General features: G+C 70.9%; 16 protein-coding genes. 14 read left to right on the top strand and 2 right to left on the bottom strand.

From position 1 onward, the window contains the following. The 7 genes from ACFVUH_RS10065 to ACFVUH_RS10035 all read left to right on the top strand — a co-directional run. Positions 1-886, top strand: an 886-nt coding sequence (locus tag ACFVUH_RS10065) for a pirin family protein (protein ID WP_387912311.1), incomplete at its 5' end; no start/stop codon positions are given. Positions 887-1,402: 516 nt separating this feature from the next. Continuing rightward, positions 1,403-2,065, top strand: coding sequence for a GNAT family N-acetyltransferase (locus ACFVUH_RS10060; RefSeq protein WP_387912309.1), 663 nt, complete (start codon positions 1,403-1,405; stop codon positions 2,063-2,065). A 174-nt stretch (positions 2,066-2,239) separates the two neighbouring features. Then, complete coding sequence (gene valS / locus ACFVUH_RS10055; protein WP_387912308.1) at positions 2,240-4,789, top strand: valine--tRNA ligase; 2,550 nt, start codon at positions 2,240-2,242, stop codon at positions 4,787-4,789. Between the two features lie 419 nt (positions 4,790-5,208). Then, on the top strand, positions 5,209-5,574 hold the full coding sequence (locus ACFVUH_RS10050) for a hypothetical protein (RefSeq protein ID WP_387912306.1): 366 nt from the start codon (positions 5,209-5,211) through the stop codon (positions 5,572-5,574). 89 nt (positions 5,575-5,663) lie between these two features. Further along, on the top strand, positions 5,664-7,556 hold the full coding sequence (locus ACFVUH_RS10045; RefSeq protein WP_387912304.1) for a hypothetical protein: 1,893 nt from the start codon (positions 5,664-5,666) through the stop codon (positions 7,554-7,556). Further along, a complete protein-coding gene (locus tag ACFVUH_RS10040; protein WP_387912302.1) occupies positions 7,553-8,578 on the top strand; it encodes a hypothetical protein in 1,026 nt (341 codons plus the stop codon). The genes ACFVUH_RS10045 and ACFVUH_RS10040 overlap by 4 nt, the downstream gene beginning before the upstream one ends. Further along, positions 8,578-9,753 carry a JmjC domain-containing protein gene (locus ACFVUH_RS10035; RefSeq protein ID WP_387912301.1) on the top strand — a complete coding sequence of 392 codons (1,176 nt, stop codon included), beginning with the start codon at positions 8,578-8,580 and terminating at the stop codon, positions 9,751-9,753. Before ACFVUH_RS10040 ends, ACFVUH_RS10035 begins: the two co-directional genes overlap by 1 nt. Before the next feature lie 271 nt (positions 9,754-10,024). Here ACFVUH_RS10035 and ACFVUH_RS10030 read toward each other — a convergent pair whose 3' ends face one another. Both ACFVUH_RS10030 and ACFVUH_RS10025 read right to left on the bottom strand, forming a co-directional pair. Further along, positions 10,025-10,252: a DUF397 domain-containing protein gene (locus ACFVUH_RS10030; RefSeq protein ID WP_387912300.1), complete on the bottom strand. Its 228-nt coding sequence runs from the start codon at positions 10,250-10,252 to the stop codon at positions 10,025-10,027. A 14-nt stretch (positions 10,253-10,266) separates the two neighbouring features. Further along, complete coding sequence (locus ACFVUH_RS10025; RefSeq protein WP_387912298.1) at positions 10,267-11,160, bottom strand: helix-turn-helix domain-containing protein; 894 nt, start codon at positions 11,158-11,160, stop codon at positions 10,267-10,269. A 295-nt stretch (positions 11,161-11,455) separates the two neighbouring features. On the opposite strand from ACFVUH_RS10025, the gene ACFVUH_RS10020 reads away from it, so the two are divergent. The 7 genes from ACFVUH_RS10020 (at position 11,456) to ACFVUH_RS09990 (ending at position 17,003) form a co-directional block, all read left to right on the top strand. After that, complete coding sequence (locus tag ACFVUH_RS10020) at positions 11,456-12,103, top strand: ATP-binding protein (protein WP_387912297.1); 648 nt, start codon at positions 11,456-11,458, stop codon at positions 12,101-12,103. A 308-nt stretch (positions 12,104-12,411) separates the two neighbouring features. Then, entirely contained in the window at positions 12,412-13,029 is a 618-nt protein-coding gene (locus ACFVUH_RS10015; RefSeq protein ID WP_387912295.1) for a hypothetical protein, read from the top strand. Positions 13,030-13,186: 157 nt separating this feature from the next. Continuing rightward, the gene (locus ACFVUH_RS10010) at positions 13,187-13,570 is read left to right on the top strand and encodes a roadblock/LC7 domain-containing protein (protein WP_387912294.1); all 384 of its coding nucleotides are present in this window, start codon (positions 13,187-13,189) and stop codon (positions 13,568-13,570) included. After that, complete coding sequence (locus tag ACFVUH_RS10005) at positions 13,567-15,027, top strand: hypothetical protein (RefSeq protein ID WP_387912293.1); 1,461 nt, start codon at positions 13,567-13,569, stop codon at positions 15,025-15,027. The genes ACFVUH_RS10010 and ACFVUH_RS10005 overlap by 4 nt, the downstream gene beginning before the upstream one ends. Positions 15,028-15,085: 58 nt before the next feature. After that, a complete protein-coding gene (locus ACFVUH_RS10000) occupies positions 15,086-15,610 on the top strand; it encodes a LuxR C-terminal-related transcriptional regulator (RefSeq protein WP_387912291.1) in 525 nt (174 codons plus the stop codon). Beyond that, positions 15,610-15,915: a hypothetical protein gene (locus tag ACFVUH_RS09995; RefSeq protein ID WP_380288334.1), complete on the top strand. Its 306-nt coding sequence runs from the start codon at positions 15,610-15,612 to the stop codon at positions 15,913-15,915. Before ACFVUH_RS10000 ends, ACFVUH_RS09995 begins: the two co-directional genes overlap by 1 nt. Next, positions 15,912-17,003: a hypothetical protein gene (locus ACFVUH_RS09990; protein WP_387912289.1), complete on the top strand. Its 1,092-nt coding sequence runs from the start codon at positions 15,912-15,914 to the stop codon at positions 17,001-17,003. The genes ACFVUH_RS09995 and ACFVUH_RS09990 overlap by 4 nt, the downstream gene beginning before the upstream one ends. Positions 17,004-17,005: the final 2 nt, after the last annotated feature.

Raw genomic sequence — 17,005 nt, 5'->3', positions numbered from 1 at the left:
CGCCCGGCCGGTCCTCACCGTGGCCACCGCTCCCGAGGGCTTCGAAGGCGAGGGCTTCCCCGTCCGCCGCGCCTTCGCCAAGATCAACACCAAGTACCTCGACCCGTTCATCATGATGGACCAGATGGGCGAGGTGGATTATGCGGCTGGGGAGCCGAAGGGGACCCCTTGGCATCCGCACCGCGGCTTCGAGACCGTCACCTACATCATCGACGGAACGTTCATCCACCAGGACTCGCACGGCGGTGGCGGCACCATCACCGACGGCGACACCCAGTGGATGACGGCCGGCTCGGGCCTGCTGCACATCGAGACCCCGCCGGAGTCCCTGGTGCGGTCCGGCGGCCTGTTCCACGGCCTCCAGCTGTGGGTCAACCTGCCCGCCTCGGACAAGATGATCGCCCCGAAGTACCAGGACATCCGCGGCGGCAGCGTCAAGCTGCTCAGCACCGAGGACGGCGGCGCCCTGCTGCGCGTCATCGCCGGTGAGATCGACGGCCACCAGGGCCCCGGCTCCACCCACACCCCGATCACCATGATCCACGCCTCGATCAACCCCGGCGCCCAGATCACCCTGCCCTGGCGCTCCGACTTCAACGCCCTCGCCTACGGCCTCGCCGGCAACGGCTCGGCCGGCACCGAGCACCGCCCCTTCCACCGCGGCCAGGCCGTGGTCTTCGGCGACGGCGACTCGATCACCATCCGCGCCGACGAGAAGCAGGACTCCCGCGACAACAACTTCGAGGTCGTCCTCCTCGGCGGCCTCCCCATCCGCGAGCCCGTCGCCCACTACGGCCCGTTCGTGATGAACAGCCACCGCGAACTCCAGCAGGCCATGGAGGACTTCCAGGCCGGCCGCCTCGGCACCATCCCCGCCGACCGGTAGTCACCCCCGTGACGCTGCGATGACGCTGTCCGCTCTCCCGTGGTGCACGGGAGAGCGGACAGCGTCATCGCAGGACGAACTCAAGAAGTTGTCGAATTCCACCTCCGACTCGGATAGATTTGCAGGCCACGAAGTCTGTTCCCCGCGCACGCAGGGATGGTCCCGTCCCGGCATCACGATTCAGGTTGCTCCCGCCCTGTTCCCCGCGCACGCAGGGATGGTCCCTCGCCGATGATGGACCGGAGATTGGTGGAGTTCTGTTCCCCGCGCACGCAGGGATGGTCCCCCGCCCGGGGCATACCGCCGGTCCCGCCGGCGCTGTTCCCCGCGCACTCAGGGACGGTCCCCCGACCCCACCCAGCTAGGAACGTTCCTAGCTGGGTGAGGGCACGCAGGAAGCAGAAAATGGTGACAGGGCCGCACCTGCCGCCCAGTGTGCAACCCAGACACCCTGGCAGCCACCCATTAGACGCAGCCCGACTGGCCTGGTCAGCGAGGTCATGCACAGACTGGTTCATGCTGATCGACCACTGGCCGTTGCTTGGCCTGGAGCTGGTCACTCCGCGCTTGAGACTGCGGCTTCCCAGTTCGGATGAGCTCGCGGCGCTGGCGGACCTTGCCGTTCAGGGCGTCCATGATCCGGCGAGGATGCCATTCAGCAGCGGGTGGACCGATCTGCCAGCGCCGGAGCGGGCTCGTTCGGTGATCCAGCACCAGTGGCGGCGCCAGGGTGAGTGGGACCCCTCCGACTGGTCGCTAAATCTTGTTGTGCTTGAAGAGGGGCAACCGGTCGGTTCACAAGCGCTGGCTGCGCGACGCTTCCCGCTCATTCGCGAGGTGAGTTCAGCGTCCTGGCTGGGGCTGCAACACCAGGGCCGCGGTATCGGCACGGAGATGCGAGCCGCCGTTCTCCATTTGGCCTTCGACGGGTTGGGCGCGGTCGATGCCGTCACCGGCGCCTTCCCGGACAACGATGCCTCGTTGGCTGTATCGCGCAAGCTGGGGTACCTCGCCGACGGCGTCGAGCGGCGCCCAGTCCGCGGGCAGGTCGTGGTCATGCAGCGGCTTCGCCTGCCGCGTTCGTGCTGGAACCAGGAGCACGCCGCCGGCATGCGCATAACCGGGCTGGCTCCCTGCCTGCCGATGTTCGGCCTGACGGACGTGGACCCCCTGTCCTAGAGCTTCCGCCTCGGCCTGGCACCCACAGTCCAGTGGCGACGACCACGGGAAGCGTTGCGCAACGACTCATCAGATCAGACGATCCCATCTCGATCGCAGGCATCCGATGGATCGTTAACTTCCTGACCTGCGACAGTAATTGCGTCTAGCCGCGAGCGGATAGCATCTGGGGTCATGACGAATGCATCCCCTCGCCCTGGCACACCCGACAAGCCCACCCTCGACGGCCTTGAGGCCAAGTGGGCCTCGCGCTGGGACGAGCAGGGCGTATATGTATTCGACCGCTCCGTAGGCCGGGAGCAGGTGTACTCGATCGACACTCCGCCACCCACAGTCAGCGGATCGCTCCACGTCGGCCACGTATTCAGCTACACCCAGACCGACGCTGTTGCCCGCTTCCAGCGGATGAGGGGCAAGGCGGTCTTCTACCCGATGGGCTGGGACGACAACGGACTGCCGACCGAGCGCCGGGTGCAGAACTACTTCGGGGTACGCTGCGAGCCCTCGCTCCCGTACGACCCGGACTTCACGCCGCCCGAGAACCCCGGCAAGCAGCAGATCCCTGTCTCCCGGCGCAACTTCATCGAGCTGTGCGAGCGCCTGACGGTCGAGGACGAGAAGGTCTTTGAGAGTCTGTGGCGGCGGCTCGGACTCTCGGTGGACTGGGGGCACACCTACCAGACGATCGACAGCAACGCCCGCGCCGTGTCCCAGCGTATGTTCCTGCGCAACCTCGCGCGTGGGGAGGCGTACCAGGCCGAGGCGCCGACCCTGTGGGACGTCACCTTCCAGACCGCAGTGGCCCAGGCCGAGCTGGAGGACCGCGAGCGGCCCAGCGCCTATCATCACATCCTGTTCGAGGCCGGATCCGGGCAGTCGCTGGAGATCGCGACGACGCGGCCCGAGCTGCTTCCCGCCTGCGTGGCCGTCATCGCGCACCCTGAGGACGAGCGGTACCAGAAGTTGTTCGGCACCTCGGTACGCACGCCCGTCTTCGGTGTCGAGGTACCCGTGCTCGCCCACCGCCTGGCGGACCCGGAGAAGGGCACCGGCCTGGTGATGGTGTGCACCTTCGGAGACACCACCGATGTGGTGTGGTGGCGCGAACTCGATCTGACGACCCGGAGTGTGCTCGGCCGCGACGGCCGCTTCCTTCCGGACGCCCCCAGCGGCCTGGACACCGAGAAGGCCACGGCGGCCTACGCCCGGCTGGCCGGCGCGACCGCGCACACGGCCCGCGAGCGGATCGTCGAGCTGCTGCGCGCCGACAGCGCGCTGGTCGGGGAGCCCCGGCACTTCAACCACATGGTGAAGTTCTACGAGAAGGGCGACAAGCCCCTTGAGATCGTCACCAGCCGTCAGTGGTACCTGCGCAACGGTGGCCGGGACGCCGGCCTGCGGGAGCGGCTCCTGGCGCGCGGGCGGGAGCTGGCGTGGCATCCGGAGCACATGCACCACCGCTACCAGTCGTGGGTGGAGGGACTGGCCGGCGACTGGCTGATCAGCCGCCAGCGCTACTTCGGCGTGCCGGTCCCGGTCTGGTACCGCTGCGACGGGGAGGGCCGCGCGACGGACGAGCTGATCCTGCCGTCGCAGGATGCGCTGCCGGTCGATCCGACGAGCGACGTGCCGCCGGGGTTCACCAGTGACCAGCGCGACGTCCCCGGGGGCTTCACGGGCGATCCGGATGTGATGGACACCTGGGCGACCTCGTCCCTGACTCCGCAGATCGCGGGCGGCTGGGGCACGGACGACGATCTCTTCCAGCGGGTCTACCCCATGGACGTACGTCCGCAGGCTCACGAGATCATCCGTACGTGGCTGTTCTCCACTGTGGTCCGATCCGATCTGGAGCATGACGAACTGCCGTGGCTCAATGCCGCGATCAGCGGCTGGATCCTCGATCCGGACCGCAAGAAGATGTCGAAGTCCAAGGGGAATGTGGTCACCCCGCTGGACCTGCTGGACCAGCACGGGTCGGACGCGGTGCGCTACTGGGCGGTATCGGCCCGTCCCGGGACGGACACCGCCTTCGAAGTCGCCCAGATGAAGATCGGTCGCCGTCTGGCGATCAAGGTCCTCAACGTGACGAAGTTCGTCCTCGGTCTGGGCGCGGGCAGTCCGCAGGCGGAGGTCACCGAGCCGATCGACCAAGCACTGCTCACCGAGCTTGCGCGCGTCGCGGGCGAGGCCACGGCACTCCTTGAGGAGTACGACTACGCCCGTGCTCTGGAGGTCACCGAACGGTGCTTCTGGGCCTTCTGTGACGACTACGTCGAGCTGGTGAAGAACCGGGCCTACGGTGACAGCGGCTCGGCAGGTGCCGAATCGGCCCGGGCCACGCTGTCGCACGCCCTGTCGGTGCTTCTGCGGTTGCTCGCGCCGTACCTTCCGTTCGCGACGGAGGAGGCGTGGAGCTGGTGGCAGGAGGGGTCGATCCACCGCGCGCCGTGGCCTGCCGAGGCGTCGACGAACCTCCCGGGCAGGGGCGATGTCGGCTTGCTCGATGTCGCGGCCGGTGCGATCACGGCGATCCGCCGGGAGAAGAGCGGCGCGCAGCTGTCGATGCGGGCGGAGGTGGCCAAGGTGACCGCCCGGGGGCCGGCCGAGCTCGTGGCCGCGCTGCGGCGGGTCGCGCCGGACGTGCAGTCCGCGGGCCGCGTGGGTGAGCTCGTCCTCGAAGCAGCCGAGCGTGAGGACCTCACGTACGAGATTGTCCTGTAGCGTCCGGCACATCTGCGGCGGGGGCGGCTCCATTTGGAGTCGCCCCCGCCATTTTCGTTGCTGCAAAAGGCAGTTGAGGCTCGACTGCCTTCCGCTCGCGCATCGCGGGGGCCGGATTCGGCCATGTCCGGCCGCGCCCCAAATTGAGGGGTGCGGCGGCGCCGGGGCGTATTAGGGTCTGAGCACTGCGTGACGGACCACCACCTGTGAGTGGGCGCTCCGTTCGTCCTTCCGGTCGTGCTCGTGTCACCGTGACGAGCGGAAACGTCCACCACACTCTCGATGCGCGTACGCGTCCTCGTGTACGCGCGTGCTGGTGGCCGGATGGGTGGGAGCAGTCTCATGACGGTACGTCGCGCGCCATCGCGTGCGGGCGCCGGACAAGCCGGTCCCCGCGCTCCGACAGTGGGAGGTGCCCTGTGCACATCGCCGTGCAAGATCCCTCGACGAAGACCACCTACCTCCTCGACGCCGCCGGCCTGGCGCCGTTCGAGGCGGTCCCCTCGCAGCTCGACGACGGTGCGGACATCGTCTTCGTGCTGCCCTCCGCGACGCTGGTCGAGCAGGTGCCGGTGGTGCCGGGTAGCGCCTCGGCGGACCCGTCCATCCTGATCTCCGACCCCGACGGTGACCGGCGCTGGCTGCTGAACCGCTCCGACCTGGAGCGCTTCGCCTGCGGCGAGGCCCAGGAGGGGGCCATCTGGTTCTCGCTGCCGGACGCCGAGGCGGGCCTCTACGCGGCGGTGCCGCTCTTCCGCCGGGCGCTGGTCCAGAACAGCTCCTGATCGGCCGGGGCCCGCAGCGGAGCTTCTGCTCCGCTGCGGGCCTTCCCGCCGATCTGCTGTCAGGGGCCACCAGTGCGAGGGACACAATGATGGATACGGTACGGATCTTCCCGGCCCGGGCGATGGGGCCGCAGGTCCAGGCGAACGCGCGGTGGATCGCCGTCGACGCCGCTTCGCGCCAGGCGTACGTCCTGTCCGGCAAGGACGGTGAGTGCCCGCTGCTCACCTGGATCGCCAAGGGCCGCGCCCGCGACACCGAGCAGGACTTCGTCTCGGCCGCTCGCGGTATCGGCCTGCGGGAGTGGCCGCCCGCCCCCGCAGCGGGGATCCTCGGCTTCTACCGCCGCCTGAACCTGAACTACCCGTTTCTCGACTACTCCGTCGAGGAGAGCCACCAGGTCGACCGCAGCCTGATGGACGGATACGCGGGCCATGCCGCTCCGCCGCCCGTCGCCACGCCCCGCGAGGGGCCGCGGCTCGGTCTCGACGATGCGCCGCTGGTCGTCACGCCCTGCGGCGCGGCCCCGCCGCAGGCCGCTCTGCTGTCGGCCTGGCTGTCGGCCGCCGCGCGGATCACCGGGCGCCGCCAGGGCCGGCACGGCCCGATCGTGCTGAAGACCAGTCCCTCCGGGGGTGCCCGCCACCCCACCGACCTCGGCGTGATCGTCGGGGACGGCTGGCCCGGCGAGTTGCGCGGCGCCTGGTGGTACGACGGCGACCAGCACGCGCTCGCGCGCGCCGACCAGGACCTCCGTCTGGAGGTCGACGTCCCTGCGGGCGGGATCGCGGTCGTCCTCACCAGCCACGTCGAGCGGGCCATGTGGCGCTACCGGGACGTGCGGGCCTGGCGCCCGGTCCTGATCGACGCCGGCCATGTGCTGGAGACGCTCGATCTGGCGGTGCGGGCCACCGGGTGGCACACCGCCTGGCTTCCGCTTCCCGCGTTCGCCGGAGGAGACCCGGTCCTCGGCGTGCTTGCCGCCACACCGCGGCCGGCCGAAGTGCAGGCCCGGGCCCTGCCGGGCCTTCGGACCGCCACAGCGGACGACGAGTACCGCACCAGCCCGTTCCTGTCCCTCGTCCCGGCCGCCGACGGCCTGTACGCGGACGTCCACGGAGAGCCCGGTACGCCGCTGCCACTGACACCGGCTGCAGTCACCGCGCTCGCCTACGCCAACCCGAGCACCCGCGGCGACCGGCCGTCCACCCTTCCGGAGATCAGCCGCAACAGCGGCGCCGCCATGGACGAACTCCGGACGCTGGCGGCGGCCGGCGCCCTGCTGCCGGCCGAGCAGGCGCGGGCGGCCTGGTCCACGGCGACGCCGTGGACCAACGCGGGCTGGTTGCCGTCCCTGCTGGTCCATGCCGACGCCGTGCGCGAGGCCGATGCGATGCCGTCCAAGGCAGCAACCGAGCCCCCGGGCGTCGGCCCCGTCCCCTGGACCGGCCTTCCCGCCGCGTTGGCCGCCCGACGCACCCACCGCAGCTTCAGCGGCCTCCCCGTACCCGAGGACGTGGTGGAGACCCTCCTCCACCTCCTGGACGAAGCGCGCAGCGAGGTCCGTCTGAGCCTGCTGCACCCGCACGGGCTTCTCGGCGCGGGCACCTACAAGCGCGAACACACCGGCGGCTGGGAGCACATCGCGCCGGCGCCGAGCCCGGCGCAGATCCAGAGCGCCGCCATCGGCCAGCCCTGGACCGCGGGCATCAGCGTCGTCGCCTGGCTCGTTCCCCGGCAGGACGGAAGCGGCGCCGGAGCCTGGCAGGAGTCACTCCTCCAGTGCGGCCGCGACGCCCAGCGCATCGCCCTCGGGCTCGCGACGGACCGCCGTGTCGGCGTGTTCCAGAGCCCCGCGCTCGTCGACGACCGCCTCGGCCCACTGACCGGACTCGACCAGCCGCTCGACGGCGCCTACCTGGTGGGCATCGGATCGGCCAAGGCCACACAGTCGACCACCCCGCAAGGGGGCGCGGCCGTATGAGCGCACCGATCGCCGCCGGCTGGGGCGCCTACGAGCGCCACGACGGATCCTGGGAGGTCCTCGACCACGCGACCAGCACCGCGTACACCGTCGCGGCCCACCTCGGCCAGGCCCTGTGGCGCTCCACGCCACTCCTGTCCCTCCCGTTTCATCGGGCCCTCGACACGGTCTCGGCCCCTGCGCCCCCTGCGCCCCGGAGCGCCTTCACCGATATCGAGCTGGCCGGTGCCCTCGTCCGCTACGAAGCCGACGACCCTGCTGTGCTGGAACACCTGCGTACCGCCTTCGCCGTCGCCGCGCCCGGGCAGCGCTCCACTCCGGACGTCGTCTGCCGACTGGGCGCCGGGGCCCGGCTCGACCTGCTGCACCGGTCGATGAACAGCCTGCGCGACGGCGTGCACTACCGGTTGCCCCACCAGAGCACTTGGCAGCCGCTGACCGGCGAACTGCCGGCGCTGCCGCCGCTGGCGGCCCCGCCGTACCGGGGCCGGTTCTTCGCCCTGCACGCCGCGCTCCTGGTCCTGCCGTCCGGCCGGTCGCTGCTCGTGTGCGGAAACCAGAAAGCCGGCAAGACGACGGCCTGCCTATGGGCCCGCGACGGCGGCCTGGCCGCCGTCGCCACCGACGAATCCGTCCTGATCGACACGTTCACCGGCACCGCGTTCGGTGTCCCCCTGCCCACTGCGGTGCGGTCCGGCGGCCACCGCGCATCCGTACCACTGGCCGCCGACGCCACCACTCACCTCGGCGCCTCTCTGCCCGCCGCGGTCGCCATTCTCTCGACCGGCCACCGACCGGGCGGCCACGCCCTCACCACCGCCTGCACCGCAGACGAGGCCCTGGGCTGGCTCACCGATCACATCCGCGACGCCGGAGCCAGCCCCCATGCCACCCGCCGGGCCGCCCGAATGCTCGTCGGCCGCGTGCCAGTTCACAAGCTCGCCGTGTCCCGCTGGCCCGCCCTGCGCGGGGACCTCGACATGTCGCTGACCCACCTGCTCAAGACCATGGAGCACTCCTGATGTCGACTTCCGCCGTGGTCCGACTCGATGAGGCCGACCGCCTCACTCTCCAACCCGGCCCCGTTCCCGACGGCCTCGATGCCCAGGTGCGGCGGGCCAACGCCACAGCGGTCCACCAGGCCGCCGAACGACTGCGCCACCGTCTGGGCGACGGGATCGTCTCGGTACTCGCCAGCCCGTGCTCCACCCCGGTCACGGGAACCGCACACGACGACGCCGTGCCTCTCCCCGGCCGGGCCGCGTTCGAACAGTGGCTCACGGACGAACCGCGCCTGATCGCCGGTCCCGGCACCGGAGCCAACGCCGACATGGAACTGCGTGACGCCCACGGGAAGCTCCCCGGCGCCCGCTTCGGCCACCAGCTCGAACCCGGCAGCGACACCTTCCAGATGGACATCCACCGCGTTCGACACGCTCTCGCCGACGGTGTGACGCTGGGAGTGCGGCAGTTCGACCGGTGGTCACCCGCGTTGGCCGAACTCTCCGACGACCTCGTGGCCGTCTCCGGCGCCGACGTCTTCACCAAGCTCTTCATCTCCGCCGGCACCACCAGCGTGACCGGCTGGCACAACGACCAGCAGGACGTCATCGCCCTCATGCTCTGGGGCAGCAAGCAGTTCCAGCTCGGCGACTGGGACACCCCCGACGGCGGCCCGCCCAACCGGATTGTCGCCGACAGCGTCCTCGGCGCTGGCGACTGCCTGCTGTTCCCCGAGCGCCACCCCCACCAGGCAGTCCCCCTCGGCGACGACAGCGGCCTGCTGTCCATCGCCCTCCTGCGTCACCACAACTGGATCTCCCGCAACCAGATCCCGACCCACCTCGGCGTGAACGACTTCCCGCCCAGCGAAAAGATCTACCGGCATCTGCTCCGTTCCCGCATCCGCCTCTCCCCGGACACTGCCGAGCCCACCGGGAAGGCACTGCTACGGACCCGGGTACCCGGCGGAGCGAAGCTCCTCGGCACCACTGGCGACGGCCGGCTGCTCCTCTCGGCTGCCGGAAGCGTGCACGCCGCCACCCCAGAAGCCATCAGCGTGCTGGCGCGCGTGCATGAGGCCTTCCCCTGCACCGTTGACGAGGCCGTCACGGGCGTCGATCCGGCAACCGCAGCCGAGGCGGTGCTCGGCCTCGTCCACGCCGGGCTCATCATCCAGGTATCCGACCTGCTGTGAAGCACGGCACGGCGCCTCCGCCGCATTCTGGCGGCATCAGCACCGCCGCATGGCCGATCGCCAGGCCAACGCCCGAGTGAGGCAAGGCAGGGCTCCGACTGTCGACCAGTCCCCCGTAGCGCACCGGCTATGCGTCATTTGACGATTCCGATGGGCTTGCCGGAGTTGCCGCAGGCCCTCTTGCGTTCATTGGCGAAGTCGGGTGGTATGCAGTAGATGGGTGGACCCCGGCGGCTCTATCGCCAGGGTCCACCCATCTGCCTTCACCCCGTTACGGCTGGACCGGGAACTCGCCCGCCTTGACAGCGTCGAGGAAGTCCTGGAACGCGGCGGGGCCGAACTCCAGGACCGGACCGCGCCGTTGCTGCTTGGTGTCGCGAACCGGGATAGTGCCGGCCGGAGTCCGGCCGACCTCGACGCAGTTGCCGTTCTCACTGCTGCTGTAGCTGGACTTCGTCCAGCCATGGCCGCCCTGGTCGAGGGCGGTGCCGTCTCGCATGATCATCCTCCCATTTATCCCAAACTCGCCTTGTTCGTCAGGGATGCCTGCAAGTATGACCGGGTCGCCTGCGGGTCGAGCGCCTGGGACATGAGCAGCTCGAACTGGCGGCTGTGGCGGGCGAGCTTCGCCGGTTGGTCCTTGAACGTCAGGTCCTGCTCGACGTAGGCCACCCCATCACCCGGCAAGTCGCTGAACAGGTAGACGGCGAACGGACCGGTGGTTCCGACGTGGTAGCCGGAGTCCTCGGTGAGCACCTGGATCGTGATGTTGTCCAAGGCGCAGACCTCGATCAGGTGCTCAATCTGGGCACGCATGAGATCGGCGCCACCGACACGCATCCGCAACGCGGCCTCGCCAAGGATGAACCAGGCCTTCGGCGGATTCTCCCCGAACAGCACCTGCTTGCGCCGCTCAGCGCGCTCGACGGCCTTGTCGAGCGGTAGCGGGTTGTCATCCTTCCAGCGGAACCGGGCGCTGGCGATGACCTCCTCGGTGTAGCCAGTGGTCTGCAACAGACCCGGGATGATGCCCGGCTCCCAGTTCTTGATGCGCCTGGCGAGTCTCTCGGCCTCGACGAGAGCGCTGAACGACGGATGAACATCCTCCGCCGACCACCAGCCGTGCTCCTTGCTCTCCTTGGCCATCGCCCTGAGCGAGTCAGCGGTGGCCAAGTCCAGGTTGAACTGCGTGGCCCATGAATTCACGTCGTGGACCTTGATGATGTTCCGGCCGGTCTCCAGCCGCCGAACGACCGCGGCCGAGAGGCCGAGGGCATCGCCGAGCTGCTCACGGGTGAGCTTTTGCCGCTCGCGAATCCGGCGGAGCCGACCGCCGAGGAGGTGTCGGAGGAACGGCACGCCGGCGGGGCGCTCCTCCTGCTCTTCTGTCGTGACCTCTGCGTCCATGCCCCACCCCTATCAGTCGCCTCTGATTCAACGTCAAGTCCGATGCGCGCGCGCCCAGCGTCAGGCGGTCACTACCGTCAATTGACGGTGGTGACATGTGTTGCATTTCAGTCCTGAGTACGAGACCGTAGCAGTGCCTTCACCGACCGTGGCGTGCGCCACAACTTCGGTGATCTATCGCTGTCGCCGTGCTCACCGGGGGTCTCCCATGTCTGAGTCACTGCGCCCTGCCCACCTGGGCGCTCCGTTAGCACCACACCAGCCCTTCCGGCTGGCTTTGCATGTAGCCCCGACCTTGAAGGACGCCGCAGAAGCCCGGCGGATCCTCCTCGATGGCATCAGCCGGTGGGGTGTCGCCCTGCCGTCCGAGCGGATCGGAGACATCGGCCTGCTGGCCGGTGAGGTGATCGCCAACGCGGTCATCCACACCGGGACGCCGGCGGCCGTCAGCGCGATCTGGACGGGCACAGCAGTCCGCGTCGAGGTGTCTGACGAAAGCCTCCAAATGCCGGTGGTGAAAGACCAGTTCGGCGAGGCGATGACCAGCGGCCAGGGCCTCAACTTGGTCAGGGCGCTGTCCAACGCCTGGGGAGTGCGGGCCGACGACAGCAGTGGCACGAAGGTCGTCTGGTTCGAGTGCGGCCCCCGGCAGGAGCCGTCCGCAGGCCAGCCGGACGCCACGGTGGCGCCGCCACCCGAGCGCCCTCACGGCGCACCGCGGTGCCGTACACCCCGTGCGCACGCTCTGCGGCCGAGGACGAGGCACGCCGGATTCCACCGCAGGAGTGGGACCGCGATGGTCGCCGCCGGGCGCGCCATCGCCGACCTGTGCGGCCGGAGCGTCGACCACACCCCACCGGACCGACTTGCCACGACCGAGGCGGAGGCCGCGCCGGATCAGCTGGGGCCCAGGCGCGAGGCGGTCGACCGGATCCCCGCATGAGCAGCACCGCGTAGGCCTCGGGGACGCCTTTGCCTCGATGCACTGGTGTCGCCGGGCTCCAGACCGCCATCGACCCCGGACAACGTCGGGGCCGGCGGCCTCCACGAAAGGAGCGGGCCTCGCACCACCGGTCGGAGGCGGCCGTGGCCCCCGCTTCAGAGGCGTGGAGGGACCGACCGCCGGCATTCGGCCTTGGCGCCTGCGCTGCTCGACTGCTCCCGTCCCGTACCACGGCGAAGGAGGTGACTCCCGCCTGATCAGAGGCAACCGAACGTCTCCCGCGTGAATCCCCCAACGGAGGACCTGTGATGAGCGTCAGACGGATCGCGCCGCCGCACGTGCTCGGCGGGCGCTGGCTCGCCGGAGTCAGCAGCACCCCTCACACGATCACCGACCTGTGGCGCGACGGCCGACTCGCCCCGGTGCAGCTTTCCTGCCGGTTCGACGCGGTGCTGCTCTTCGGTGGGGACCTCACCGCCGCGGTGGTGGCCGAGCTGACATCGAACGGCATAGCTCCCGGTCCGGTGCTGTACGACCACGGCGACAAGCGGAGCTACTGGCTGGTGGCGGTACGCCCTGGTGCGGGGTGGCAGATGAGGGACACAGACCTGCTGACCGCCCCCGAGGACGGCAGTGAGCCCCCGACGCTACTGATGCCAGCACCGGGCGCCGGACCAGTCGGACCTCTGCAATGGCTGGTCATCCCGGACGGCAGCGGCAGGCTGACCAACCACGAGGATCTCGCCGTCGCTCTCCGCCGCGCACGCACGGCCCTGGAACGCAGCCGCCGCCTCCAGGCGATCGCCCAACGCCGCCAGATCACGGCCGGGGACACTTCCGGCGCTAGCCGACCACCACCGCCTGACCGCATCCCTCCACCAGGCCTGCGCGCAGCATCGCCGGCTTGTTCACCGGCCAGCCCCTGAGGTCTCGCTGCCAACCGTCGCCACTCAGCAGTCAACTCGCCCTGTGCTTCGGGCGGATGCTGTGTGGTCCCGGCGATCAATGACGACCTCGTCCCCCATCCACGCTGGGCTTCCACTGCGCCGCCCCTCACCGTCTGACCAGAACCAAGGAGTAACCGTGCCCCACCTGCAACCGATCTCCCTCGACGCCCTGGTGACCGGCGCCACCGGTGCCGTCGCCGCCATCCACGTCAGTCCCGAGGGCCTCGTCCTGAGAACCTCGCCCGGCATCGACCGTGACGACGCCGACCGCTGGGCGGCCGCGATGTCGGCGTTGGGCGCGGTGAGCATCAACAGCATCGGCATCGTCGGTGTCCTCACCTCGGGCGCATGCCCGTGGAGCCACAGCGTGATCGAGGACCGGTTCGGTCAGACCCTCACGCTGGTCGGCGCGCCCGACCGCTCCATGCTCGCCGTGGTCGGCGCCAAGGGCGCGGACCTCGGACAGATCGCGGCCCAGCTCATCGAACTCGCCGACCAGGGCTTGGCGGTGGCGGCGTGAGCACGGCGCCGGAAGGCCGGAGAGGCCCCGCCCGCCCGCTGCCGCTGCCCGCCGTCCTGGCCGCCCCTCACTTCCCCGACCCGCACAGCCCCGGCATGGCCGGACTCGCGGCCTACCTCGCCCGGCGCGGCGCCCGGGTGACGATCGCACCGCGGCAGGACGGCCACCGCGGCGAACTGCTCCGACACCTCGACCGCACCGGTGCGGTGCTCCAACCCGTGGACCAGCGAACGACAAGCCTGATCTGGGGCGGGGACAACACGGCCGTGCCGCAGATCCTGGACCTCGCGACCGGCCGGGGCCTGCCGACGATGGGCCACCGCCGGGCGATCGAGCTGCTCGCCGCCACCGCGCCCACCGTCGTCGCCGTAGCGGGCAGCCACAGCACCGCGACGGCCGCAGCCGCCCTGACCTGCGCGCTCACCGTCCGCGACCCGGGCTGGATCCTCAACGCCGCCCCGCGAGGCGACGCCCCCGGCTACGACGGCGGCGGCGAGGTCCTGGTCGTCGACCTCTGCCCGGACACCGCACTCCACGAAGCTGCCGCCCCCGGGCGGGACCACCACACCCTCGGGGAGGGGCTCCGGCCGGCGGTGACGCTGGTGACCGCCGTCGACGTGGCTCCACCGACGTTCGCGACCCGTGAGGACGCGCTGGACGAGATCGAGGACCTCGCCCGCCGCAGCGAGACCGTGGTGGTGTGGTCCGGCCAGCCGGGCTGCGCCGAGCTGCTGGACCGGCTGCGCCGAACGCCGGGCCCCAGGGTGGTGACGGCCGGTAGGGGCGAGGGCATGGACGTGGCTGTCCTCAGGACGCGGTGGAGCGGTGAGGAGTACCGGCTCACTCTCCAGGCCGACGGTGAGCGGTTCGCCGTCACCGTGCCTGCCGCCGGTACGAAGGAGGCCCTCGGCGTCGCGGCGGCGTTCGCGGCCGGCTGGGCGCTCGGGCTGTCCGGGAATGAGCTGGCCGACGGGCTGGGGGCGTTCCCGGGCGTCGAGCGATCACTGACCCGCCTGGGCACGGTCGGTGGCGTCGCTGTGGTGGAGTCGTGTGCCCAGCACCCGGAGGAGATCGCCGCCGCCGTCGAGGGCGCCTGGATGCTCACCGAGGGCGCGGTGATTGCGGTGTACGAGCCGGTCGGCCACCTGCGCACGGAGGTGCTCGCCGAGCGGATCGCCGACTCCTTGCGTGGTGTCGACCACACGGTGGTGCTGCCCGTCCACTCGACTCTGGCCCGCTCCCAGTGCCACGCCGATGGCGTCGAGGCCCTCGCCCGCGCCGACTTCGGCGGCACGCTCGTGATCCCCGGCCCCGGTCCCTGCCGGCCCGGTCCCGCGGTCGTGGCCGCCTCCTTCGCCCGCTCCGGGGATCTGATCCTCACCATCGGCCCGCACGCCGCCCGCCGGATCGGCCCCGAGCTGCTGGCCGCGCTCGGCTTCCCCCGGCTGGCCCCGTAGCCAGGCTCCGCTCCCTCACTCTCTCCCTCTGCTCGACTTCATCGCGAGGAGCTTCGCCATGCCCAATTCCCTGCCCGACAAGCCGAACCTCACCGAGGCCGAGATCCTGCTGCTGCGCCAAGTGGCCGGAGGTCACCTGCACGCGGCGGTCAGCCACGTCACCGGCATCCCCGAGACGAAGGTCGGCGCCGCCGTCACCGCACTGACGGCCAAGCTCGGAACGCCGCACCGCCACCACGCCGCCGCCCGCGGCGTCGCCTGGGGGTGGGTGCGGACCGAGGACGTACCGGTACTCAACCCCAGCGGCCTGCCGCTGCCCCGCCGCCACCGAGAGGTCCTCACCGCCCTCGTCGCCGGCGAAGACCCGAAGGCGACCGCGAAGCGCCTCCACCTGACGGAGGGCACCGTCCGCACCTACGTCCAGGACATCCTCCGCACCCTGGGAGTCCGCTCCCGGCCGCAGGCCACCGCCCGCGCCCTCCTGACCGGCCTCATACCGCTGAGCGCGCTCGGCGACGGCTGGCCGGACACCAGGCTCGGCCGCCCCGGTGGCCGGACCGCGCAGCCGACCGGGACGAGCTGATGCCGCCGCACCGCAGCCGGTTCCTCGCAGCCCTGCTCGCCGGGGCGGCCTGCCTGCTGCTGGCACTGGCCGGCGGGGCGGCGACGGCAGCGGCGGCGCTGCACCACGAGCTTCCGGCGGACGGGCCCGTGGTGCTGGCGGGCACCGCCTACGCCCTGGGCCTGGTCCTGCTGCTGGCGGCCCGCCTGCTGATGGACGTCGGCGTCGCCGAGCGGCCGCGCGGACTCCGCACGCTTCTCGGCGCCACCGGACAGGTCCTTCCGAACGGCCGCGCGTGCGCGTGCGGGCCTGGTCCGGAGGCATGACGAACCTCCTGATCCGTGCCGCCGACGGTCCTCTGCCGCGTCGCGTCCTCGGTTGGGCCTGCCCGCACTGCGACGAGCGCCTCGCCCTGACCTGGGACCAGCAGCAGGCGCTGGCACTCGTCGCCGGCGGGGTGTCCGCCTACGGGATCGCCCGCCGACTCGGACTCGGCGCCGCGACCCCGAACGAGACCGCAGCCGACGAACTGGTGGCCCGGGCCCTGGACAACCTGGGAGCGGCCACCCGCGCCCAGGCCATCGACATCGCCTACCGGGCCATGCTCCTGCCCGCCCCCGTCCCGCCCAGGTTCCTGAACCGCGACCTGACCGAGGACGAGCGCGAGATCGCGCGCCGCCTCGTCCTCGGCCACACCGTCACCGAGACCGCCGAACTCCTCGGGCTCACACGCGGAAAGATCACCTACGCCCTCGGCCGACTCGCCATGGAGCTGGAGATCCCCGAAGGCCCGGGCCGCACTGTCATGACCGTCCACCGCCTGCACGGCGCCCGACTGCTACCCGACGACCACCCCTGCCGATGCCTCCACACCGCCGACCCGGCCACCGAGCACTGGGTCCGGGGCATCCCCTGCCCCTCCTGCCACGTGCGACCCGTACTCACCACCACCGAGCACACCGTTCTCGGCCTGCTCGCCGCTGGCAGGACCGACCAGGAGATCGGCGAGCACTTCGGCACCACCAGGACCGGCGGAACCCACCGGGCCGTGAAGGCACTCAGGGCCCTGGGCGCGGCCACCCGCGCCCAGGCCGTCGACACCGGCTGCCGAACCCGCCTCCTCGCCCCGCCGACGGACCCACGCGACCCCCGGGAACTGGTCAAGCCATGGGACCTGGACGCCATGGGAGAACTCGTCCGCGGCTACACGCTCGCGGACCTCGCCGAACACGGCGGCCCGAGCCACCGCGCCCTCAAGTCACAGATGACCCGCTTCTACGCGCGACTGGGCGCGAACGCGGCCTCCTCCCCTGGCCTGGCCGCCTTCATGCTGCACGGCCTGGCTCTCCTGCCGGACGAGCACCCGTGCCAGTGCGGCGCTCCCCCTCACGCCGCCACCGGCCAGGACCGATAGGC

Source organism: Kitasatospora sp. NPDC058032 (assembly GCF_042885845.1).
Taxonomy (GTDB): domain Bacteria; phylum Actinomycetota; class Actinomycetes; order Streptomycetales; family Streptomycetaceae; genus Kitasatospora.
Note: the sequence above shows the minus strand (reverse complement) of the source record. Positions and strands in the feature narration are given on the sequence as shown.